Below are 21,257 nucleotides of genomic sequence, written 5' to 3'. Positions count from 1 at the left end.
CCAGCTGCCGTTGTTTCTCCTGTTGCTAAACCGATCGTTTCAAGCCCCTCATTGAGGGGCTTTTTTTTGCCTTGAGAATATCCCAAAGTCCCGCGCCACGGGCACGCGTCGAGGAGGAGTGAAAAATGGCCAACCCGCTGTATCACAAACACATCATCTCTATTAACGATCTCAGCCGCGAGGATCTGGAGCTGGTGCTGCGCACCGCCGCCGGTCTGAAAGCCAACCCGCAGCCGGAACTGTTGAAACACAAGGTGATCGCCAGCTGCTTCTTCGAAGCCTCGACCCGTACCCGCCTGTCGTTCGAAACCTCGATGCACCGCCTCGGCGCCTCGGTGGTGGGCTTCGCCGACGGCAGCAACACCTCGCTCGGCAAGAAAGGCGAAACCCTGGCCGACACCATCTCGGTGATCAGCACCTACGTGGACGCCATCGTGATGCGCCACCCGCAGGAAGGCGCGGCGCGCATGGCCGCTGAATTCTCCGGCAACGTACCGGTGCTCAACGCCGGCGACGGCGCCAACCAGCACCCGACCCAGACCCTGCTGGATCTGTTCACCATCCAGGAAACCCAGGGCCGCCTGAGCAACCTCAGCATCGCCATGGTCGGCGACCTGAAGTACGGCCGCACCGTGCACTCGCTCACCCAGGCGCTGGCCAAGTTCGAAGGCAACCGCTTCTACTTCATCGCCCCGGACGCGCTGGCGATGCCGGCCTACATCCTGAAAATGCTGGAAGAGAAAGGCATCGAGTACAGCCTGCACAGCAGCATTGAAGAAGTGGTGCCGGAGCTGGATATTCTCTACATGACCCGGGTACAGAAAGAGCGCCTCGATCCGTCCGAGTACGCCAACGTGAAGGCGCAGTTCGTGCTGCGCGCTGCGGATCTGGCCGGCGCGCGCGCCAACCTCAAGGTGCTGCACCCGCTGCCGCGCATCGACGAGATCGCCACCGACGTGGATAAAACGCCGTACGCTTACTACTTCCAGCAGGCGGGCAACGGCATCTTCGCCCGCCAGGCGCTGCTGGCGCTGGTGCTTAACGCAGATTTGGCTCTTTAAGGGGGAACCGCCATGACTCACGACAATAAACTGCAGGTCGAAGCGATCAAATGCGGCACGGTGATCGACCACATTCCGGCGCAGATCGGGTTCAAACTGCTGACGCTGTTCAAGCTGACCGCCACCGACCAGCGCATCACCATCGGCCTGAACCTGCCCTCCAACGAGCTGGGCCGCAAGGATCTGATCAAGATCGAAAACACCTTCCTGACCGAGCAGCAGGCCAACCAGCTGGCGATGTACGCGCCGAAGGCCACGGTAAACCGCATCGATAACTATGAAGTGGTGCGCAAACTGACCCTCAGCCTGCCGGATCACATCGACGGCGTGCTGACCTGCCCGAACAGCAACTGCATCAGCCGCAGCGAGCCGGTGGCGTCGAGCTTCAGCGTGAAACCGCGCGACGGCGAAGTGCACCTGAAGTGCCGCTACTGCGAGAAAGAGTTCGAGCATCAGGTGGTGCTGCAGGCCGACTGAATTCTGCCCTTTTAGCGGGAGCGGCGCTGTTAATCTGCGCGTCACTCCCTATAATGGATGCCTGAAAATAACTCTACCCACGTTGCTACCCACCGAATTTTACGCTGCGGCCGACCGCGCGGCGGCGTGAAAGACAACGGGTCTATCAGGAGAAAACATGTCACGTAATATCAGCACTGAACTCGCCCCGGCAGCCATTGGTCCTTACGTGCAGGGCGTTGATCTGGGCAGCATGATCATCACTTCCGGCCAGATCCCGGTCGATCCGAAAACCGGCGCCGTTGCCGACGACGTGGCCGCTCAGGCGCGCCAGTCGCTGGAAAACGTCAAAGCGATCGTCGAAGCCGCCGGCCTGATCGTTGCCGACATCGTGAAAACCACCGTGTTCGTGAAAGACCTGAACGACTTCGCCACCGTCAACGCCGCGTACGAAGCCTTCTTCACCGAGCACAGCGCGCCGTTCCCGGCCCGCTCCTGCGTGGAAGTGGCGCGTCTGCCAAAAGACGTGAAGATCGAAATCGAAGCCATCGCCGTGCGCCGTTAATCGACGCTCACGCGAATCACGGCCAGTGCAGACTGGCCGTTTTTATTTGTCCTCACTCCATTTTAAGGCCGCGCAGCAGCGCCTCCAGCGGGTACACCGTCGCAATCACCACTTCGTCGCGCGTCTGCGCCGCCGCATCCAGCCGGCGCTGCGCTTGCTCGGCCTCGGCCCGACTCAGCGGTTTGCCCTGCTGATGGCGATCCAGCAGCGTTAAGCCCAGCGTGGCCAAGGCGCCAACGTCCTGCGCCACCGGCGCCAGATCGCGCAGCGTACGGTTGCCCGCGATCGCCGTCTGCAGTGCCGCGCCGTTCGCCTGCCAGCGCTGCAGCCGTTCGCGCAGCGCCTGCGCCGCCGCCTTATCGCGCTTATCCTGCAACAAGGCCGCGACCTGGGCATGCATGTCGCGCACCGCGCCGCTCTCCGGCGGCAGCGCATCGGCAAAGCGGTTCAGCGGTTCGAACTGGTGATAGTTGCCGGCCTGGAACTTCAGGTGCTGACGGGTGTAATACTGCGCCGGCTCCACCGCCTCGGCCAGGATCTGCAGCGGCGCGATCTGCACGCTGTTGCTCAGGCGGGTGAATTCGCGCGCCGTTTCCGCGTGCTGCTGCAGGCCGACCGACACCACCGACCAGGCGTCGATCGCCGCCAGCCGCCGGTACATGTTGCTTTCGTCGGTGACGTCCTGCGCCGACCACAGCCGCTCCGCCACCACGAAGGCGCGCGGCCACAGCTTGAGATCGAGAAGCGGCGCGCGCACGTTTTCCGCCCACAGCGCCGCTTCGCCGCCGAGAATGTTGGCCTGCCCTTTCTCGTCCGGCACCACCGGCATCTTGCCCGCCGGCACCGCCGCCAGCTTGTCGCCGCGGGTGGGGTAACGCACGTTGCCGACCAACGTATAGCCGCTGAGCTTGCCCTGCTGCAGCGTGAACACCGGCCGCGTGTCGCCCATCCAGGTATCGACGCGGAACGTCACCTGCTGCGGCGTGCGCCAGACGATGTCGTACACCGCGCGGCGCGATTTGCCGTTGAAATCGATAAAGCCGCGCCAGCCCTGCTTGCCCTCGATCAGCGTGAAGCTGCCCTCCACCGCGCTGCCCTTCAGGCGCGGCATGCTGAAACGCCAGCTTTGCGCCTGCTCGCCCGGTTGCACCGCCGTCTCGACCCCCAGCGGCTGCGGCAGAATTTCATTGCGGTAGTGATAGGCGGTGCTTTGCGGCTGATCGAGATAGAAACCGGTGGAGAGAATGCCCTGATAACCGTCCTGGGCGCTGGCACCCAGCGAGTCTTGCCCCTGCCAGGACTGAATGACGATCGAACGCGGCAGCGACGGGTGGTAGATCTCGTCCCAGCCGACCATCTGTCGCTGGTGCTTCTCGAGGATCTTTTCCAGCTTCTGGTTGAAGTAGGCCTGCAGCGCATGGGTATCCGCCAGCCCGTTCTTCTGCATAAACGCCTGAATCGACGGCGACGCCCGCCACTGGCTGGCGTCCACCTCATCGCCGCCGATGTGCAGATAAGGATCGGAGAAGATCGCCGCCAGCTCGCCGACGAGCGTGTCGACAAACTGATACACCTCGTCGCGGGTCGGATCGAGCGTCGGCTTATGCACGCCCCACTCGCGCTCCATGCGATACGGCCCCGGCGCGCTCATCAGCTCGGGATAGGCCACCGCGATGCTGGAGGCGTGCCCCGGCATGTCGATCTCCGGCACCACGCGAATGCCGCGCGCCGTGGCATAAGCCACCACCTGCCGCATCTGCTCGCGGGTGTAGAACTGGCCGTCGCTGGCCTGCTGTTGCAGTTTGGGATAATGCTCGGAGGCAAAGCGCCAGCCCTGATCGTCGGTCAGGTGCCAGTGGAACACGTTAAGCTTGGCCGCCGCCATGCCGTCGAGCTGGCGGAGAATGTCCGGCAGCGGCAGGAAATGGCGCGCCGAATCCAACAAGACGCCGCGCCACGGGAAGCGCGGCACATCGCGGATATCCACCAGCGGCAGGAAGGTGTTTTGCCCGTCGGTCTGCAGCAGCTGCAGCAGGGTTTCCATGCCGCGCAGCGCGCCGAAGCGGGTGTTGGCGGTCAGCGTGGCGCCCTGCGGCGTGACCGCCAGCCGGTAACTTTCGTCGCTGCCCGGCAGCGGCTGCGCCGCCACCCGGTCCTTGATCACCACCTTGATCGCCGCGCCGTTCGCTTCTTCCATCGGCGCCAGCGTCCAGCCGGTCTGCAGTTCGATGCGCTGGCGCCAGCGCGGCAGCGCATCGCCCAAGTCGTCACCCTGGACGCTTAACGACAACTGGTGATCCAAAATCAGCTTGCCCGCCGGTTGCGTCACGTCCACCTGCTGCGGCCAGGGCATCAGCGGCAGATCGCCGGCCGGCTGCGCCAGCGCGCCGCAAGAAAACCATAACGATGAAGCCAGTAGCGTATAACGGAAAGGTCTGTGCATCGGAAATTCCTCAGAGGAAAAAAACAAAATATCCCCAATGAATTTCAAGCCACCGCTAGGCGATAAACAACAACGCGGTGGCTTGAAAGGCGCAGGGGAAAACAGCCAACGCTGTAGATAAAGACTCAGCACAGAACAGATGTCCAACCGTTACGGTGAAAAAGCGGACGGGATCACAGTTGCCCCCTCCCGGCCGGAGGGGGCGAGCGGGTTATTGCCAGCCGTAGCGGCGCACGAACCAGCCTTTCACGCACTGGGTCAGCACCATGTAACCGGCGAGGATCAGCACCAGCCACGGGAAGTAGGCGAGCGGCAGCGCCTGCAGCTGCAGGAAGCCGGCCAGCGGCGAGAACACCAGGCCGATGCCGGTGGCGATCACCGCCAGCGTCATGATGCACAGCGGCCAGGATGGGCGGCTCTGGATAAACGGAATTTTGCGCGTGCGGATCATGTGCACGATCAGCGTTTGCGACAGCAGCCCTTCCACGAACCAGCCGGACTGGAACAGCGTCTGCATTTCCGGCGTATTGGCCTTGAACACCCACCACATCAGGCAGAAGGTCAGCACGTCGAAGATCGAGCTGATCGGCCCAAAGAACACCATAAACCGCCCCAGATCGGCGGAGTTCCAGCGCTGCGGCTGGGTGATCTGATCGTCGTCGACGTTATCGAACGGGATGGCGATCTGCGAGATGTCGTACATCAGGTTCTGAATCAACAGGTGCAGCGGCAGCATCGGCAGGAACGGCAGGAAGGCGCTGGCGATCAGCACGCTGAACACGTTACCGAAGTTGGAGCTGGCGGTCATCTTGATGTATTTCAGCATGTTGGCGAAGGTACGGCGCCCTTCGATCACCCCCTGCTCCAGCACCATCAGGCTTTTTTCCAGCAGGATGATGTCCGCCGCTTCCTTGGCGATGTCCACCGCCGAATCGACGGAGATGCCGATATCGGCCGCGCGCAGCGCCGGCGCGTCGTTGATGCCATCGCCCATAAAGCCCACCACGTGCCCCTGGCGGCGCAGCAGTTTAACGATGCGCTCTTTGTGCAGCGGCGTCAGCTTGGCGAACACCGTGGTGCGCGCCGCCGCCTGCGCCAGCTGCTCGTCGTCCATCTGCTCGATCTCGCTGCCGCGCAGCAGGTGCTCGGCCGCCAGCCCGACGTCCCGGCACACTTTGGCGGCCACCAGCTCGTTGTCGCCGGTGAGGATCTTCACCGTGACGCCGTTCTGTTTCAGCGCCGCCAGCGCCGGCGCGGTGCTCTCCTTCGGCGGATCGAGGAAGGCGACGTAGCCTTCGAGGATCAGATCCGACTCGTCCGCCACGCCGTATTCATGGGTTTGCGCCGGCAGGATCTTGTTGGCCACCGCCACCACCCGCAGCCCCTGCTGGTTGAGATCGTCGGTGATGCGGCGAATACGCGCCAGTAGCGCCTCGCTGAGCGGGATCACTTCGTCTTCGTGACGCACATGGCTGCAAATCGCCAGCATCTCTTCCAGCGCGCCCTTGCACACCAGCTCGTGATACTCGTTGTCCTTGGCCACCACCACCGACATGCGGCGGCGCACGAAGTCGAACGGGATCTCATCCACCTTGCGGTAGTGCTGCAGCGCTTCCGGCTGCTGATTTTGCTCCGCGCAGCTCAGCACCGCCACGTCGAGCAGGTTTTTCAACCCGGTCTGGTAGAAGCTGTTCAGCCAGGCGTAGCGCAGCACCCGCTCGCTGCTGGCGCCGAACACGTCGGTGTGGCGCTCCAGCACGATCTTGTCCTGGGTCAGGGTGCCGGTCTTGTCGGTGCACAGAATGTCCATCGCGCCGAAGTTCTGGATGGCGTCCAGGCGTTTGACGATCACCTTCTGGCGCGACAGTTTCACCGCCCCTTTGGCCAGCGTCGAGGTGACGATCATAGGCAGCATTTCCGGCGTCAGCCCGACCGCCACCGACAGCGCGAACAGCGCCGCTTCCCACCAGTCGCCCTTGGTGTAGCCGTTGATCAGCAGCACGATCGGCGTCATCACCAGCATAAAGCGGATCAGCAGCCAGCTGACCTTGCTGATGCCGCTCTGGAAGGCGTTCGGCTGATCATCCTGGCTGGTGACGCGCTGCGCCAGCTGGCCGAAATAGGTGTTGCCGCCAGTGCCGATCACCATCGCCAGCGCGGTGCCGCTGACCACATTGGTGCCCATGAAACACAGGTTCTGGCAGTCGAGCGGATCGGCCGCCAACGCCTGCGGCGCCGCGGATTTTTCCACCGGCAGCGATTCGCCGGTCAGCGCCGCCTGGCTGATGAACAGATCCTTGGCCGACAGCACGCGCAGATCCGCCGGGATCATGTCGCCGGCCGCCAGCTTGATGATATCGCCCGGCACCAGCTGCGCGATCGGCAGCTCCACGTGCTCGCTCCTGCCGGTGAGCGCATCGCTGCGGATCACCGTGGCGGTGTTGCTCACCATGGCCTTCAGCGCGTCGGCCGCCCGGTTGGAGCGCGCCTCCTGGATGAAGTTCAGCAGCGTGGAGATCAGCACCATCAGCGCGATCACCAAGGCGCCGGTGAGATCCTCGGTGGCATAAGAAATCATGCCGAGCGCGGTCAGCAGCAGGTTGAACGGGTTGCGGTAGCAGTGCCAGAGGTGCTGCCACCAGGCCTCTTTCTGCTGATCGTCGATGACGTTCTCGCCGCAGCGCTGGCGCACCTGCTCCGCCTCATGGGCGGTGATGCCTTCCGGGTGGCTGTGGAAACGCTCAAACAGCTGCATCGTCTCTGCGGCGGCGCATTCCAGCCGCTGCTGCGCCAGGCCGGCCGGCATATCGCGCGCAGCGCCGCCGACGCTGTCCAGCAGGCTGTCGCGCCGCACCAAACGGCGCGGAAGGCCGCGGGCGAACAGGCCCAGCAGCTGACGGGGGAGTTTTTTCAGTTTCATGGTTCGCACCTCGTCGCCCGGTGCCTCACGGCAGCGGGTAAACGGGGATCGTCATCGGCCGGGCGGATGGCGGGCACGCCAAAAAGCCTCTGCCAATGCAGATCCTTATTCTTTTTTCAGCAGCAGGAGCGAACGACGAAGCGCGCGCCACCGGTTACCGTGATGTACTTCACCGGTAAAACAGCAGCGCCAGGCGGAGAGGTTTTACCGGAGAACCGAGTGAGTGTCTAAAGCAGTCGGGTCGGGGTCCATATGGGGCATAACCTCCGGTAAAGGGAAAAACAGAGCGGCAGGAGCGGCCGTTCATCGCAATGTCACAATCCCGTTTTGCATCAAGATCCGCGTGGGAAAATGAGCTATGCTGACGGGCATTCATTATTGGCCGTCAATTTACGCCTTACAACCTAAACGACAAGTAAACCATGCAAAACCGGCTGACCATCAAGGACATCGCACGCCTGAGCGGCGTAGGCAAATCCACCGTCTCACGCGTGCTGAACAATGAGGGCAGCGTGAGCCCGCAAACCCGCGAACGGGTGGAAGCGGTGATCCGTCAGCAGGGGTTTACCCCCTCCAAGTCGGCGCGCGCCATGCGCGGCCAGAGCGACAAGGTGGTGGGCATCATCGTTTCCCGTCTCGATTCGCCGTCGGAAAACCAGGCGGTGCGCACCATGCTGCCGTTGCTGTATCAGCAAGGCTTCGACCCGATCGTGATGGAGAGCCAGTTCGAAACCCGCCTGGTGCAGGAGCACCTGCACGTGCTGCGCCAGCGCAACGTCGACGGGGTGATCCTGTTCGGCTTCACCGGCCTGACCGCGGCGATGCTCAAACCGTGGCAGGAAAAAATGGTGGTGATGGTGCGTGAATACGACGGCTTCTCGTCCGTCTGCTACGACGACGCCGGCGCGGTGAACCTGCTGATGGATCGCCTGCACCGGCAAGGGCACCGGCATATCGGCTATCTGGGGGTGCAGCTCAGCGACGCCACCACCGGCCAACGCCGCTACCAGGCCTATCTCGACGCCTGTGAACGCCTCAAACTCACGCCGCGCGCCACGCTGGGCGAGCTGAGCTACCAGAGCGGTTTCCAGCACGCCGCCGAGGTGATCGACTCGCACACCAGCGCGCTGATCTGCGCCTCCGACAGCATCGCCCTGGGGGCGATTAAATATCTGCAGCAGCAGCCGGCGCACGCCATTCAGGTGTGCGCCATCGGCAACACCCCGCTGCTCAGCTTCCTGTTCCCCGATACCCTGTCGGTCGAGTTCGGCTACGGCAGCGCCGGTCTGCTGGCGGCGCAGCAGCTGCTGGCGCAGCTCAGCGGCGAACAGGGGATCCGCCGCCTGGTGGTGCCCAGCAAACTTTCCTGACGATCTGCTGAGAAGTTGACCATTTTTTGTCATTTTGTGATCCTCGCCCCAAACCGGGAACGTTCCCATTTCATTCAAAAAGCCGAGTGGCTAAGCTTTGATCATTACTCAGTCAACACCTCTGCAGGTATCCCATAATGAGCAAAGTAAAACAGCAGGATATTGATCGCCTGATTGTTTTGGTCGGCGGCCGCGAGAATATCGCCACCGTCAGCCATTGCATTACCCGGTTGCGTTTCGTCCTCAATGACCCCAGCAAGGCCAGCCCCAAAGAAATCGAAGAGCTGCCGATGGTCAAAGGCTGCTTCACCAACGCCGGGCAGTTCCAGGTGGTGATCGGCACCGACGTCGGCGACTACTATCAGGCGCTGATCGCCAGCACCGGCGTCAACGAGGCCGACAAGGAACAGGCCAAGGTCGCCGCGCGCCAGAACATGACCTGGACCGAGCGCACCATCTCCCACTTCGCCGAGATCTTCTTCCCGCTGCTGCCGGCGCTGATCAGCGGCGGTCTGATCCTCGGCTTCCGCAACGTGATCGGCGACATCCCGATGTCCGACGGCCAAACGCTGGCGCAGATGCACCCGGCGTGGAAAACCGTTTACGACTTCCTGTGGCTGCTGGGTGAAGCGATCTTCATGTTCCTGCCGGTGGCCATCTGCTGGTCGACGGTGAAAAAGATGGGCGGCACGCCGGTGCTCGGCATCGTGCTGGGCGTCACCCTGGTGTCGCCGCAGCTGATGAACTCCTACCTGCTCGGCCAGCAAACGCCGGAAGTGTGGAACTTCGGCTGGTTCGTGATCCAGAAAGTCGGCTATCAGGCGCAGGTGATCCCGTCGATCCTGGCGGGCATGGCGCTGGGCTGGATCGAAACCCGGCTGAAAAAGATCGTCCCCGACTATCTCTATCTGGTGGTAGTGCCGGTGGTTTCGCTGCTGCTGGCGGTGTTCCTGGCGCACGCGCTGATCGGGCCGTTCGGCCGCATGATCGGCGACGGCGTCGCCTGGGCGGTGAAAGCGGTGATGACCGGCAGCTTCGCCCCGGTGGGCGCCGCGCTGTTCGGCTTCCTGTATGCACCGCTGGTGATCACCGGCGTGCACCAGACCACGCTGGCCATCGACATGCAGATGATCCAGAGCATGGGCGGCACCCCGGTATGGCCGCTGATTGCGCTGTCCAACATCGCGCAGGCCTCGGCGGTGCTCGGCATCATCATCATCAGCCGCAAGGCCAACGAGCGTGAAATCTCGGTGCCGGCGGCGATCTCCGCCTATCTCGGCGTGACCGAACCGGCGATGTACGGCATCAACCTCAAATACCGCTTCCCGATGCTGTGCGCGATGATCGGCTCCGCGATCGCAGGCCTGATCTGCGGCCTGGACGGCGTGATGGCCAACGGCATCGGCGTCGGCGGCCTGCCGGGCATCCTGTCTATCAAACCGCAGTTCTGGCTGATTTACTCGCTGGCGATTCTGGTGGCGATCGTCATCCCGCTGGTGCTGACCATCATGGTCTACAAGCGCAAGGCCGCCCGCGGCGAGCTGCCGGTTTAATTGACGCAAAATGAATGTAGGGGCCTGCTTACGCAGGCCCGTTGTCACGATTCAAAGGTATTGATCTATGAGCAACCCAACCCCCTGGTGGCAGAACGGCGTCATCTATCAAATTTATCCGAAGAGTTTTCAGGACAGCACCGGCAACGGCTACGGCGATTTGGCCGGCGTGACCCGGCGGCTGGACTATCTGCAGGAGCTGGGCGTCGACGCCATCTGGCTGACGCCGGTCTACGTATCGCCGCAGGTGGACAACGGCTATGACGTGGCGGACTACTGCGCCATCGATCCGGCTTACGGCACCATGGCGGACTTCGAGCAGTTGGTCGCCGCCGCCCACCGGCGCGGCATCCGCATAGTGATGGACATGGTGTTCAACCACACCTCGACCGAGCATCCGTGGTTCAAGGCCGCGCAGGATCGCCACAGCCCGTATCGCCAGTTTTACGTCTGGCGCGACGGCGAGGGGGAGATACCGCCGAACAACTGGCGCTCCAAATTCGGCGGCAATGCCTGGCAGTGGCACGCCGACAGCGGCCAGTACTACCTGCACCTGTTCGCTACCGAGCAGGCGGATCTCAACTGGGAACACCCGCCGGTGCGCGAAGAGCTGAAGAAAGTGTGTCAGTTCTGGGCGGACAAAGGCGTCGACGGCCTGCGCCTCGACGTGATCAACCTGGTGTCCAAGCAGCAGGATTTCCCGTCCGACAGCCAGGGCGACGGCCGCCGCTTCTACACCGACGGCCCGCGCATTCACGAGTTCCTGCAGGAGATGAGCCGCGATGTGTTTCAGCCGCGCGGCCTGATGACGGTGGGCGAGATGTCTTCCACCACGCTTGAGCATTGCCAGCAGTACGCGGCGCAGAGCGGCGAAGAGCTGTCGATGACCTTCAACTTCCACCACCTGAAGGTAGACTACGCCGGCGGCGAAAAATGGACGCGGGCGGCGCCGGATTACGTGGAGTTAAAGCAGATCTTCCGCCACTGGCAGCAAGGGATGCATAACCGCGCCTGGAACGCACTGTTCTGGTGTAACCACGATCAGCCGCGCATCGTGTCGCGCTTCGGCGATGAAGGCGCACTGCGGGTGCCGGCCGCCAAAATGCTGGCGATGGTGCTGCACGGCATGCAGGGCACGCCTTATATCTATCAGGGTGAAGAGATCGGCATGACCAACCCCGGCTTCCGCGCCATCGAGCAGTACCGCGACGTGGAAAGCCTGAACATGTACGCCGAGCTGAGCGCCCAGGACCGCGGCGACGCCGAACTGCTGGCGATCCTGGCGGACAAATCGCGCGACAACGGCCGCACGCCGATGCAGTGGAGCGCCGCCCCGCACGCCGGTTTCACCAGCGGCACGCCGTGGATCGGCTGCGCCGAGAACTACCCGCAGATCAACGCCGACGCGGCGCTGGCCGATCTCGACTCGGTGTTTTACGCCTACCGCCAGCTGATCATCCTGCGCAAGCAGTATCCGCTGCTGACCCACGGCGACTATCAGGATCTGGCGCCGGATCACCCGGCGCTGTGGTGCTATCAGCGCAGCTGGAACGGCCAGCGCCTGCTGGTGGTGGCCAACCTGAGCCGCGAGCCGCTGGCCTGGGCGGCGGAAGGCGTGGAAGCCTCCGCCCAGTGGCGCCCGCTGATGAGCAACTACAGCGACTCGGCGGATCAGCCGCAGGCGCTGACGCTGCGGCCGTTCGAAGCGGTGTGGTGGCTGCTCGAAGACTGACCCCGCAGGGCGCGGCGAGCGCTGCGCCCTACAATGCCCCCATCAGCGCCACCACCCCGGCGGCCGCTTGCGCCAACTGCTCATCGCTCATGTCGCTCACGCCCTGCACCAGGTGCGGCGGCAGATAATCCATGCCGGTCAGGTTAGCCAGCGCGTGGAACGGCAGCAGCAGATCCTGCACCGGATAGCGGTTGTAGCCTGCCGGCGTGTAGGCCTGCGCGTTGCCGCCGGTGCTCACCACCAGCTGCAGCGGCTTGCCGTGCAGTTTGGTGCCCTCGCTGCCGTAGGCGAAACCATAGGTTAATACCGCGTCCTGCCATTCGCGCAGGATCGCCGGCGAGCTGTACCAGAAAAACGGGAACATCATCACCACCGCATCGTGGCTTTCCAGCAGCTCCTGTTCGCGCGCCACGTCGATGCGGTAATCCGGGTAAGCGCGGATCAGCTCGTGCACGGTCACGTTAGGCAGCGGGCGCACGGCCTCGATCAGCGCCTGGTTGATGCGCGACTCGTCGGGGGTGCGGTGGGCGGTTAACACTAAAATGCGTGACATAAAGGATTCCTTGAACGTAAAGAAGATGAGGCATTTTTCCATTTCTGCCGCTTCGGGTGTAGGCTGTTCAAGGTCACTTCAATTTCAACCGAAAGTATCAACCACTATGTCGCTGCCCTTTGACGTGCACCGCCTGCTGCCGGCCTTCCTCGCCGCCGCGCAGGCGCAAAATTTCTCCGCCGCCGCCCGCCAGCTGGGCGTCACGCCGGCGGCGGTCAGCAAAAATATCCGCGCGCTGGAAGAGAAGCTGGCACTGCGGCTGTTTCAGCGCAACACCCACAACGTGCTGCTGACCGACGAAGGCAAAGCGCTGCTGGCGCAGGTGGCGCCGCTGTGGCAGGCGTTGGCGGCAACGCTGGAAAGCGCCGGCGGCGAGCGGCAGGCGCCGGCCGGGGTGGTGCGCGTCACGATGATCCCCGGCTTCGGCCGCCAGATGCTGATGCCGTTGATCCCGCAATTTCTGGCGCGCTACCCGCAGATCGATCTCGATCTGTCGCTGGACGCCCGGGTGGTGAATCTGGTGGGCGAAGGCTTCGACGTCGGCATCGGCAGCCGGGTCGATCCCGACAGCCGGCTGGTGGCGCGCCCGCTCTACCCGATGCACATGGTGCTGGCGGCGTCGCCCGACTATCTGGCGCGGCACGGTGAACCGCAAACGCCGCACGACCTGCTGCGGCACGACTGCCTGCTGCACCGCAACCCCAGCAACGGCCGCCACGTCAAATGGCAGCTGCGCCATCAGGGCGAAACGCTGGCGCTGGATCTGAACGGCCGATTGGTGGTGAGCCGCCCGGAAATGTTGCTGGATGCAGCGCTGGCCGGGCTGGGCATCGTCAACCTGGCGCGCTGGTACCTCGAAAAGCACTTTGAGCAGGGCACGCTGCGGCCGGTGCTGGCGGAGTGCTGGCCGCGCCCGGTGCAGCTGTGGCTCTATTACGCCTCGGCGGATCTACCGCCGCGGGTGCGCGTCTGGGTCGATTTTCTGCTGGCGCATTTTCGCGATCGGCCAGTGAGCGATTGACGACTGTTCAGCTTGCGCACGCTCTTCCGTTTTCCTTGTTCTACATCAAAAGAATCGCGTCAATATCTATATATAGTGCATTAAGAATTGCGAACACCTATATATAGTAGTTATCCACAAAATCATCCACACGCCGCCACAGCCCTTACGCGCTGCGGCTTTGCCCTGTGGATAAGCGAAATTTGACGGTTGCTCGCCACGCCAGGCGGGTATGAACGCTCCCTCGGGGAACAAGGAGTACAACGTGAAACCAGTAGTGATTAAGCGGGACGGTTGCCAGGTACCTTTTGACGAAGCGCGCATCGCGCAGGCCATCGAGCGCGCCGCGCTGGCGGTGGGCGTGGTCGACGCCGACTACTGCGCCACCGTCGCCCGCGTGGTCGCTCAGCGCATGGAGCAGCAGCCGCGCGTCGATATCCACGAGATCCAGCAGGCGGTGGAAAACCAGCTGATGGCCGGCGAGTACAAACAGCTGGCGCGCGCCTATATCGAATACCGCCACGATCGCGACGTGGCGCGCGAGCTGCGCGGCCGCCTGAACCAGGAAATTCGCGGCCTGGTCGAGCAGAGCAACCGCGCGCTGCTGAACGAAAACGCCAACAAGGACAGCAAGGTGATCCCCACCCAGCGCGACCTGCTGGCGGGCATCGTCGCCAAACACTACGCCAAGCAGCACATCCTGCCACGCGACGTGGTGCTGGCCCATGAACGCGGCGAAATTCACTACCACGATCTCGACTACTCGCCGTTCTTCCCGATGTTCAACTGCATGCTGATCGATCTGAAAGGCATGCTGACCAACGGCTTCAAGATGGGCAACGCCGAAATCGAGCCGCCGAAGTCGATCTCCACCGCCACCGCCGTGACCGCGCAGATCATCGCTCAGGTCGCCAGCCATATCTATGGCGGCACCACCATCAACCGCATCGATGAAATCCTGGCGCCGTTCGTCGACGAGAGCTTCCGCAAACACCTGCAGGTGGCGGAAGAATGGCAGATCCCGGACGCCAAAGGCTATGCCATGGCGCGCACCGAGAAAGAGTGTTACGACGCCTTCCAGTCGCTGGAGTACGAGGTCAACACCCTGCACACCGCCAACGGCCAGACGCCGTTCGTCACCTTCGGCTTCGGCCTCGGCACCAGCTGGGAGTCGCGCCTGATCCAGCGCTCGATCCTGAAAAACCGCATCGCCGGGCTGGGCAAAAACCGCAAGACCGCCGTGTTCCCCAAACTGGTGTTCGCCATCCGCGACGGCCTCAACCACCAGTACGGCGATCCGAACTACGACATCAAGCAGCTGGCGCTGGAGTGCGCCAGCAAGCGCATGTACCCGGATATCCTCAACTACGATCAGGTGGTGAAGGTCACCGGCTCGTTCAAAACGCCGATGGGCTGCCGCAGTTTCCTCGGCACCTACGAGCAGGACGGCGAGCTGGTGCACGACGGCCGCAACAACATCGGCGTCATCAGCCTCAACCTGCCGCGCATCGCGCTGGAGGCGATGGGCGATGAGTCGCGCTTCTGGACGCTGCTGGATCAGCGCCTGCAGCTGGCGAAAAAGGCCCTGATGACGCGCATCGCCCGGCTGGAAGGCATCAAGGCGCGGGTGGCACCAATCCTGTACATGGAAGGCGCCTGCGGCGTGCGGCTCAAGGCCGACGATAACATCGCCGATATCTTCAAGAACGGCCGCGCTTCAATTTCGCTGGGCTATATCGGCCTGCACGAAACCATCAACGCGCTGTTCGGCGGCGAAAACCACGTGTATGACGACGAAGCGCTGCGCGCCAAAGCGGTGGCGATCGTCGCGCGGCTACGCGCCGCCGTCGACGCCTGGAAAGACGAGACTGGCTACGGCTTCAGCCTCTACAGCACGCCGAGCGAAAACCTGTGCGATCGCTTCTGCCGGCTGGACACCGCCGATTTCGGCGTGGTGCCGGGCGTCACCGACAAGGGCTATTACACCAACAGCTTCCACCTCGACGTGGAGAAGAAGGTCAATCCGTACGACAAGCTGGACTTCGAAGCGCCCTACCCGCCGTTGGCCAGCGGCGGCTTCATCTGCTACGGCGAATACCCGAACCTGCAGCACAACCTGAAGGCGCTGGAAGACGTGTGGGACTACAGCTACAGCCGGGTGCCCTACTACGGCACCAACACGCCGATCGACGAGTGCTACGAATGCGGCTTCACCGGTGAATTCTCCTGCACCAGCAAAGGCTTCACCTGCCCGAAATGCGGCAACCACGACTCGGCCAAGGTCTCGGTCACCCGCCGGGTGTGCGGCTATCTCGGCAGCCCCGATGCCCGGCCGTTCAACGCCGGCAAGCAGGAAGAGGTGAAACGCCGGGTGAAACACCTCGGCAACGGGCAGCTCGGCTGAGAAACGCCGTGCAACCTATGCAGAAGCCTGGTCATCAGGCGTGATTATCGCAGCCAGTTTGCCTTCGGCCAGCGCGCACAAACCGCAGCGTACACGCAGTACGTGAGGATTGGCAGCACTGCCCGGAGGCAAAATGGCCAGTAAAATAGCCTGATGGGCAGGCCTCACATGAATTATCACCAGTACTACCCGATCGACGTCGTCAACGGCCCCGGCACCCGCTGCACGCTGTTTGTCGCCGGCTGCGTGCACCAGTGCCCCGGTTGCTACAACAAAAGCACCTGGCGGCTCAACTCCGGCCAACCGTTTACCCCGGCGCTGGAAGACCGCATCATCGCCGATCTGAACGATACGCGCGTACCGCGCCAAGGGCTGTCGCTCTCCGGCGGCGATCCGCTGCACCCGGCCAACGTGCCGAGCATCTTAACGCTGGTGAAACGGGTGCGCGCCGAATGCCCCGGCAAGGATATCTGGCTGTGGACCGGCTACCGGCTGGCGGAGCTGGACGCGCAGCAAATGCAGGTGGTGGACAGGATCAACGTGCTGATCGACGGCAAGTTCGTGCAGGATTTGAAAGACCCGGCGCTGATCTGGCGCGGCAGCAGCAACCAGGTGGTGCATAGGTTGCGTTGAGCTGGTGGTATGTGTCTCGACGTGTATGAATCTTGGCTTGGCCTGATATGGTTACGGCACGGAGCTAAACCTGATCTGATAGGCGGCTTTGTGCCAGAAGCGGACGTTGCTTACATTTTTTCGTGCTAAAAAATAGGGAGCAGTTCATTTTACATGAGACGCTCCAGTTTTTATTAATCTATGCCTTACAATGAATTGCAAAAATTCAATTTACATTATAAACATTAATTAGTCATGAAACTGATAAACCCTGCCTAGGAAACTATTTATTGGAGACGATTTTAATATCCCCCATTTATCTTGTATTTCATGAAATAAGTTACTTTCTTGTTCGGTAATAATTTTCTTATCACGATAAACCAGCGCAAAGTCTTTTTTGTACACTCTAGCCATAAAGTCTCTATAGTTTGTGTCCCACGCCGCTGGAACTTCTGAAATATTATCAAACACAGCCACTACAATCTCTCTGTCCATTGATATCTTCTGCTGATAATAAATTGCGTAAGCCTGTGCAATCAAACGTCTTTCCTTCTCATACTCCACTTTATTCATTTTCTTACAAACCGCCTTTGGAAAAATAACAACGGCAAAAATGGAATTACGAGCATAAGATGGGTCATCCTCTCCCAATAGAATAGATCTACTACTAATAGCCCGCCCTAAGGTTTCTTTAAACTTTGCAATAATACTTTTGGAAAGTTCTCTACGACTCAACCGATCAAAATCACACAGAACCTCCAACACTTTTTGGTTTGCTTCAAACTTAGTTAAGCCTGTACAGATAACCTCTCCTTTTACAAACTGATCAGAAATACACTCAATTAAATCATCAAAAATAAGTGAGGTTCGATCCTCCTGTTTTCCATTTAAGTAATCACTAGCTTTGTTAAGTTCATTAAACCTTTCAATTTTAAACCCCTCTTCCTTAAAGTATAAACCTGCGCCTCTGGTTGTGGATGGACTGAGGATATATGTCGCTAACAAATCAAGTTCTATCAACTTATCATAGTTGGTAAAAAATCCTTCCCGAGCTACGAGTTCTTTTTCCTCCAGATATCTTACGAATTCATTTACGGTACTTAGCTCTTGTGTTAGGGCTTCAATCGTTGAACTATCAAAAACGTGTATATAGTTACCATGACGGTCTCTACAGTTAGTGATAATACCATCATAAATACCATTACCTAGATAAAGCGGATATTGGCAACCGTTAGCGATGGCCACGCGATAAATCTTTAGTTGATTGATATTTTCGCTATTTATAAACGGAAATTTATCACTCGATAAACATTGTTCAGTAAAATAAATTCTGTCATAATGTGTGCGAATCCAACTTTCTGCACCTTCAATCTGCTTTACTGAACTCTCAATTGCTCTTCTTTTCCAACGTTTCCAAGCTACAGAAGTTCCATCTTCTTCAGGAATATTTTTTTCGCTATTTTCAGTGTATATCACTTCTTTATCAGAAAAAATAATAACTGTATTTCTGTAATAAACCAAAAGATCGCAGATTTCCTTCCCTTTTCCATTTTTATTGATACCTTCATCGCTATACAAACTTGTCCAAGACCAGAGCTTTAGAAAAGTTTTATCACAAATCGCCGCTAATTTCCTTTCGGTTTCAGTAAAACCTATATTTTTCTTTGGAGAAATAGTCTTTTTATTTATTTTATCCGAAATCATTATTTTCCTCGCAACTATTTTGCAATAGACCATCTTCTATAATACTCTAACAATCAATATGTTGCTATCATTCCCATCACACTTCCCCAGCTATTCCCATACTTATCTGAACAATAGTAATCATCTGTTTCCACAGTATATTGAACTACGGGGCATTACGATCTTCACAGTAAGCATGAACGTTCATCCAGACCTTACTTCTGAATAAGATGAGCTTGCGCTCCTCGCTCATTACAGACCTTCAGTTCCAAGAGGTTATCGCTTAGTGCCAAGAACGGAAGTTGGTGTGCCAAAGGCTCTCTAAATGTGAATGGGCCGTTTTGCCGGGATACTTACACAGCAACATCGCCTCTACGTCCATTTCAGGTTTATTCCGCTGTTCCATTTCCATCTCCTCCTTGAGACAACATCAAGTCACGAATCCGTTACACCAACCCCATCCCCACCACGCCGGTCAGCACGCCGCACAGCGCCACCAGCGCTGCCGTCAGGCACAGTGCCCGGGCGGAGAAGTCCTTGTTGAGCATCAGCAGCGAAGGCAGGCTGACCGCCGGCAGGGTCATCAGCAGCGCCAGCGCCGGGCCTGCGCCCATGCCCGCCAGCATCATGGTCTGCACGATCGGGATTTCCGCCGCGGTGGGGATAACGAACAGGCAGCCGACGATCGCCAGGCCGATGATCCACAGCAGGCTATTGTCGACGGCGCCGTCGGCGTGCGGGAACAGCCAGACTCGCGCCGCCCCCAGCGCCAGCACCGCCAGCACGTAGATCGGGATGGTCGACCAAAACAGCGCCCACAGCGCTTTCCCCCAGCGGGCAAGGAACGGCCGCTCGTCGCTCTGCGCCGTCAGCACCAAAGGCTGCGGCGCGGCGGGCTGCGGATCGTTGGCGGTCACGCGCTGCACCAGCCAGGCGATGCCCAGCACCATCACCACGCCCGCCACCAGGCGGATGGCGGCGAACGGCCAACCGAGCACAAACCCCATGAATACCAGCGTCGCCGGGTTCAGTACCGGGTTGGCGAGCCAAAAGGCCAGCGCGGCGCCGCTGGATACCGACTGGCGGCGCATGCCGGCGGCGACCGGTGCGGCGCAGCAGGTGCACATCATGCCCGGCAGCGCGATCAGCGCCCCCAGCACGGTGCCGGAAAAACGCCGGTGGCCGAGCGTGCGCGCCAGCCAGTCGCGCGGGATCAGCACCTGCACCAGCGAACCTAACAGCACCCCGAGCAGCGCCGCCTTCCATACCGCGGTGAAGTAGACCAGTGCGTACTGCCAGGCCGCCAGCCAGGGGCTCGCGGCGCCGTCGGCCAGGATCGATTTGCCGATCGAGTGGCTGTCCGCCGCCACAAAGGCCTTGCCGTAGTAAGGCTGCCATTTGACGTAGTAGAGGCCGACGGCCACCACCAGCAGAAACAGGATCGGTTTCCACAGCGGCCAGGCGCGTGGGGCGGGTTCAGGGGCGTTCAGAGGTTGCGGCATGGTAGCGGCCAGAGTCAGTCAACAGAGGCGCCAGCATAGCGCGCCGTCGCCGCCCGTGCACGCCCGGGCTGTCCTAAATAGTTCATCTGTTCGCCACCGCGGCGTAACGCGATTGTCATCTGCGCCCGGCACCATGATGCCAACTTGAAAACCACAGGGTAGACGCCCGATGAAACGCACCGCTTCCGCCTTCATCGCACAGCCATCGGTATGACGAGGTTTTTATTATGATGGAGTTATCTAGACATCCGACCACTTATCCCACCCGCTATCAGCAGATCGCCGCGCAGCTGGAACAGGAGCTGCGCACGCAGTACCGCTGCGGCGACTACCTGCCTTCAGAACAGCAGCTGGCCGAGCGTTATCAGGTCAATCGCCACACCCTGCGCCGCGCGGTGGATCAGCTGGTGGAGCGCGGCTGGCTGCAGCGCCGCCACGGCGTCGGCATTCTGGTGCTGATGCGGCCTTACGACTACCCGCTGCACGCCAATACCCGCTTCAGTCAGAACCTGTTCGAGCAGGGCAGCCACCCCACCAGTGAGCGCTTACTCGCTGTCTTGCGCCCGTGCAATGGGCATGTCGCCAGCGCACTCTCGCGTGAAGAAGGCGAAATGGTGATCCACCTGCGCACCCTGCGCCGGGTCAACGGTGTGCCGATGAGCGTGATCGACCACTATTTGCCCGATCTTGACTGGTGGCCGGCGCTGCAGCAGTTCCACAGCGGTTCGCTGCACCAGTTTATCGAACAGCACCTGCAGCAGCCGCTGACCCGCCGCCAGACGCGCATCAGCGCGCGCCGCGCGCAGGCCAAAGAGAGCCGGCTGCTGGAGATCGCCACCCACGCGCCGCTGCTGTGCGTGCGCACCCTTAACGTCCGCAGCGGCGGCGAAGACGTGGCGGAATACTCCGTCAGCCTGGCCCGCGCCGACATGATTGAACTGACGATGGAGCACTGAATGCAAGCCTTAGAGTCGAGACAACGCTGGATGTCGGTGCTGGCGCACAGCCGGCCCGAGCAGCTGCGCAGCCACTGGCAGGCGCTGAACCTCAGCCCGGGTTACCGCAGCATCCGCGCGCCGGAGATCGGCCTGGCCCAGCTGCAGGGGCGCATGGGCGCCACCGGCCGCCGCTTCGTGCTGGGGGACATGACGGTCACCCGCGCGGTGGTGCAGCTGGACAACGGCGGCTACGGCTACAGCTATATCGCCGGGCGCGACAAGGCGCACGCCGAGCTGTGCGCGCTGGCCGATGCGCTGCTGCAACAGCCGGAACACGGCGAACGCCTGCAACAACAGCTGATCGCGCCGCTGGCCGCGCTGCAGCACGAACAGCGCCAGCTGCGCGCCCGGGCGATCGCCGCCAGCCGGGTGGACTTCTTTACGCTGGTGCGAGGGGATTAAGCC

The 21,257-nt window shown here is 61.0% G+C and carries 16 protein-coding genes; 11 read left to right on the top strand and 5 right to left on the bottom strand.

Annotated elements, in window-relative coordinates; genetic code table 11:
- Positions 1-125: 125 nt before the first annotated feature.
- The 3 genes from pyrB (at position 126) to ridA (ending at position 2,082) form a co-directional block, all read left to right on the top strand.
- A complete protein-coding gene (gene pyrB, locus AWX27_RS11215) occupies positions 126-1,061 on the top strand; it encodes an aspartate carbamoyltransferase (RefSeq protein ID WP_038879020.1) in 936 nt (311 codons plus the stop codon).
- 12 nt (positions 1,062-1,073) lie between these two features.
- Positions 1,074-1,538: an aspartate carbamoyltransferase regulatory subunit gene (gene pyrI / locus AWX27_RS11210; RefSeq protein WP_038879023.1), complete on the top strand. Its 465-nt coding sequence runs from the start codon at positions 1,074-1,076 to the stop codon at positions 1,536-1,538.
- Between the two features lie 157 nt (positions 1,539-1,695).
- Positions 1,696-2,082 (top strand): 2-iminobutanoate/2-iminopropanoate deaminase, encoded by a 387-nt coding sequence (gene ridA, locus AWX27_RS11205; RefSeq protein WP_004933379.1) that lies wholly within the window; start codon positions 1,696-1,698, stop codon positions 2,080-2,082.
- A 52-nt stretch (positions 2,083-2,134) separates the two neighbouring features.
- Here ridA and AWX27_RS11200 read toward each other — a convergent pair whose 3' ends face one another.
- The gene (locus tag AWX27_RS11200) at positions 2,135-4,525 is read right to left on the bottom strand and encodes a beta-N-acetylhexosaminidase (protein ID WP_060422002.1); all 2,391 of its coding nucleotides are present in this window, start codon (positions 4,523-4,525) and stop codon (positions 2,135-2,137) included.
- A 211-nt stretch (positions 4,526-4,736) separates the two neighbouring features.
- A complete protein-coding gene (gene mgtA / locus AWX27_RS11195; protein ID WP_060421998.1) occupies positions 4,737-7,445 on the bottom strand; it encodes a magnesium-translocating P-type ATPase in 2,709 nt (902 codons plus the stop codon).
- Positions 7,446-7,867: 422 nt separating this feature from the next.
- On the opposite strand from mgtA, the gene treR reads away from it, so the two are divergent.
- The 3 genes from treR to treC all read left to right on the top strand — a co-directional run bounded on the left by treR (position 7,868) and on the right by treC (position 12,100).
- On the top strand, positions 7,868-8,815 hold the full coding sequence (gene treR, locus AWX27_RS11190) for a trehalose operon repressor TreR (RefSeq protein ID WP_038879034.1): 948 nt from the start codon (positions 7,868-7,870) through the stop codon (positions 8,813-8,815).
- 137 nt (positions 8,816-8,952) lie between these two features.
- On the top strand, positions 8,953-10,368 hold the full coding sequence (treB, locus tag AWX27_RS11185) for a PTS trehalose transporter subunit IIBC (RefSeq protein ID WP_049198760.1): 1,416 nt from the start codon (positions 8,953-8,955) through the stop codon (positions 10,366-10,368).
- A 67-nt stretch (positions 10,369-10,435) separates the two neighbouring features.
- Positions 10,436-12,100, top strand: coding sequence for an alpha,alpha-phosphotrehalase (gene treC / locus AWX27_RS11180; RefSeq protein ID WP_060421993.1), 1,665 nt, complete (start codon positions 10,436-10,438; stop codon positions 12,098-12,100).
- Between the two features lie 28 nt (positions 12,101-12,128).
- On the opposite strand, the gene AWX27_RS11175 is transcribed toward treC, so the two are convergent.
- A complete protein-coding gene (locus AWX27_RS11175; RefSeq protein ID WP_060422548.1) occupies positions 12,129-12,653 on the bottom strand; it encodes an NAD(P)H-dependent oxidoreductase in 525 nt (174 codons plus the stop codon).
- A 106-nt stretch (positions 12,654-12,759) separates the two neighbouring features.
- Here AWX27_RS11175 and AWX27_RS11170 point away from each other — a divergent pair, with 106 nt between their 5' ends.
- The 3 genes from AWX27_RS11170 to nrdG all read left to right on the top strand — a co-directional run bounded on the left by AWX27_RS11170 (position 12,760) and on the right by nrdG (position 16,690).
- The gene (locus AWX27_RS11170; RefSeq protein ID WP_060421990.1) at positions 12,760-13,674 is read left to right on the top strand and encodes a LysR family transcriptional regulator; all 915 of its coding nucleotides are present in this window, start codon (positions 12,760-12,762) and stop codon (positions 13,672-13,674) included.
- 244 nt (positions 13,675-13,918) lie between these two features.
- Positions 13,919-16,057, top strand: a complete 2,139-nt coding sequence (nrdD, locus tag AWX27_RS11165) for an anaerobic ribonucleoside-triphosphate reductase (RefSeq protein WP_015376445.1) — start codon at positions 13,919-13,921, stop codon at positions 16,055-16,057.
- A 168-nt stretch (positions 16,058-16,225) separates the two neighbouring features.
- Positions 16,226-16,690: an anaerobic ribonucleoside-triphosphate reductase-activating protein gene (nrdG, locus tag AWX27_RS11160; RefSeq protein ID WP_033636852.1), complete on the top strand. Its 465-nt coding sequence runs from the start codon at positions 16,226-16,228 to the stop codon at positions 16,688-16,690.
- A 228-nt stretch (positions 16,691-16,918) separates the two neighbouring features.
- Here the strand turns inward: nrdG and AWX27_RS25070 are convergent, their stop codons facing one another.
- Both AWX27_RS25070 and AWX27_RS11150 read right to left on the bottom strand, forming a co-directional pair.
- Complete coding sequence (locus AWX27_RS25070) at positions 16,919-18,373, bottom strand: hypothetical protein (RefSeq protein ID WP_154618182.1); 1,455 nt, start codon at positions 18,371-18,373, stop codon at positions 16,919-16,921.
- Positions 18,374-18,798: 425 nt separating this feature from the next.
- Positions 18,799-19,854 carry a permease gene (locus AWX27_RS11150; protein WP_060421982.1) on the bottom strand — a complete coding sequence of 352 codons (1,056 nt, stop codon included), beginning with the start codon at positions 19,852-19,854 and terminating at the stop codon, positions 18,799-18,801.
- 227 nt (positions 19,855-20,081) lie between these two features.
- On the opposite strand from AWX27_RS11150, the gene phnF reads away from it, so the two are divergent.
- Both phnF and phnG read left to right on the top strand, forming a co-directional pair.
- Positions 20,082-20,810, top strand: a complete 729-nt coding sequence (gene phnF, locus AWX27_RS11145; RefSeq protein WP_015376439.1) for a phosphonate metabolism transcriptional regulator PhnF — start codon at positions 20,082-20,084, stop codon at positions 20,808-20,810.
- Positions 20,811-21,254, top strand: coding sequence for a phosphonate C-P lyase system protein PhnG (phnG, locus tag AWX27_RS11140; RefSeq protein ID WP_019453314.1), 444 nt, complete (start codon positions 20,811-20,813; stop codon positions 21,252-21,254).
- The last annotated feature ends 3 nt before the right edge of the window (positions 21,255-21,257 follow it).

Source organism: Serratia sp. 2880STDY5682894, from assembly GCF_001537385.1.
Classification (GTDB): Bacteria; Pseudomonadota; Gammaproteobacteria; order Enterobacterales; family Enterobacteriaceae; genus Serratia; species Serratia nevei.
Note: the sequence above shows the minus strand (reverse complement) of the source record. Positions and strands in the feature narration are given on the sequence as shown.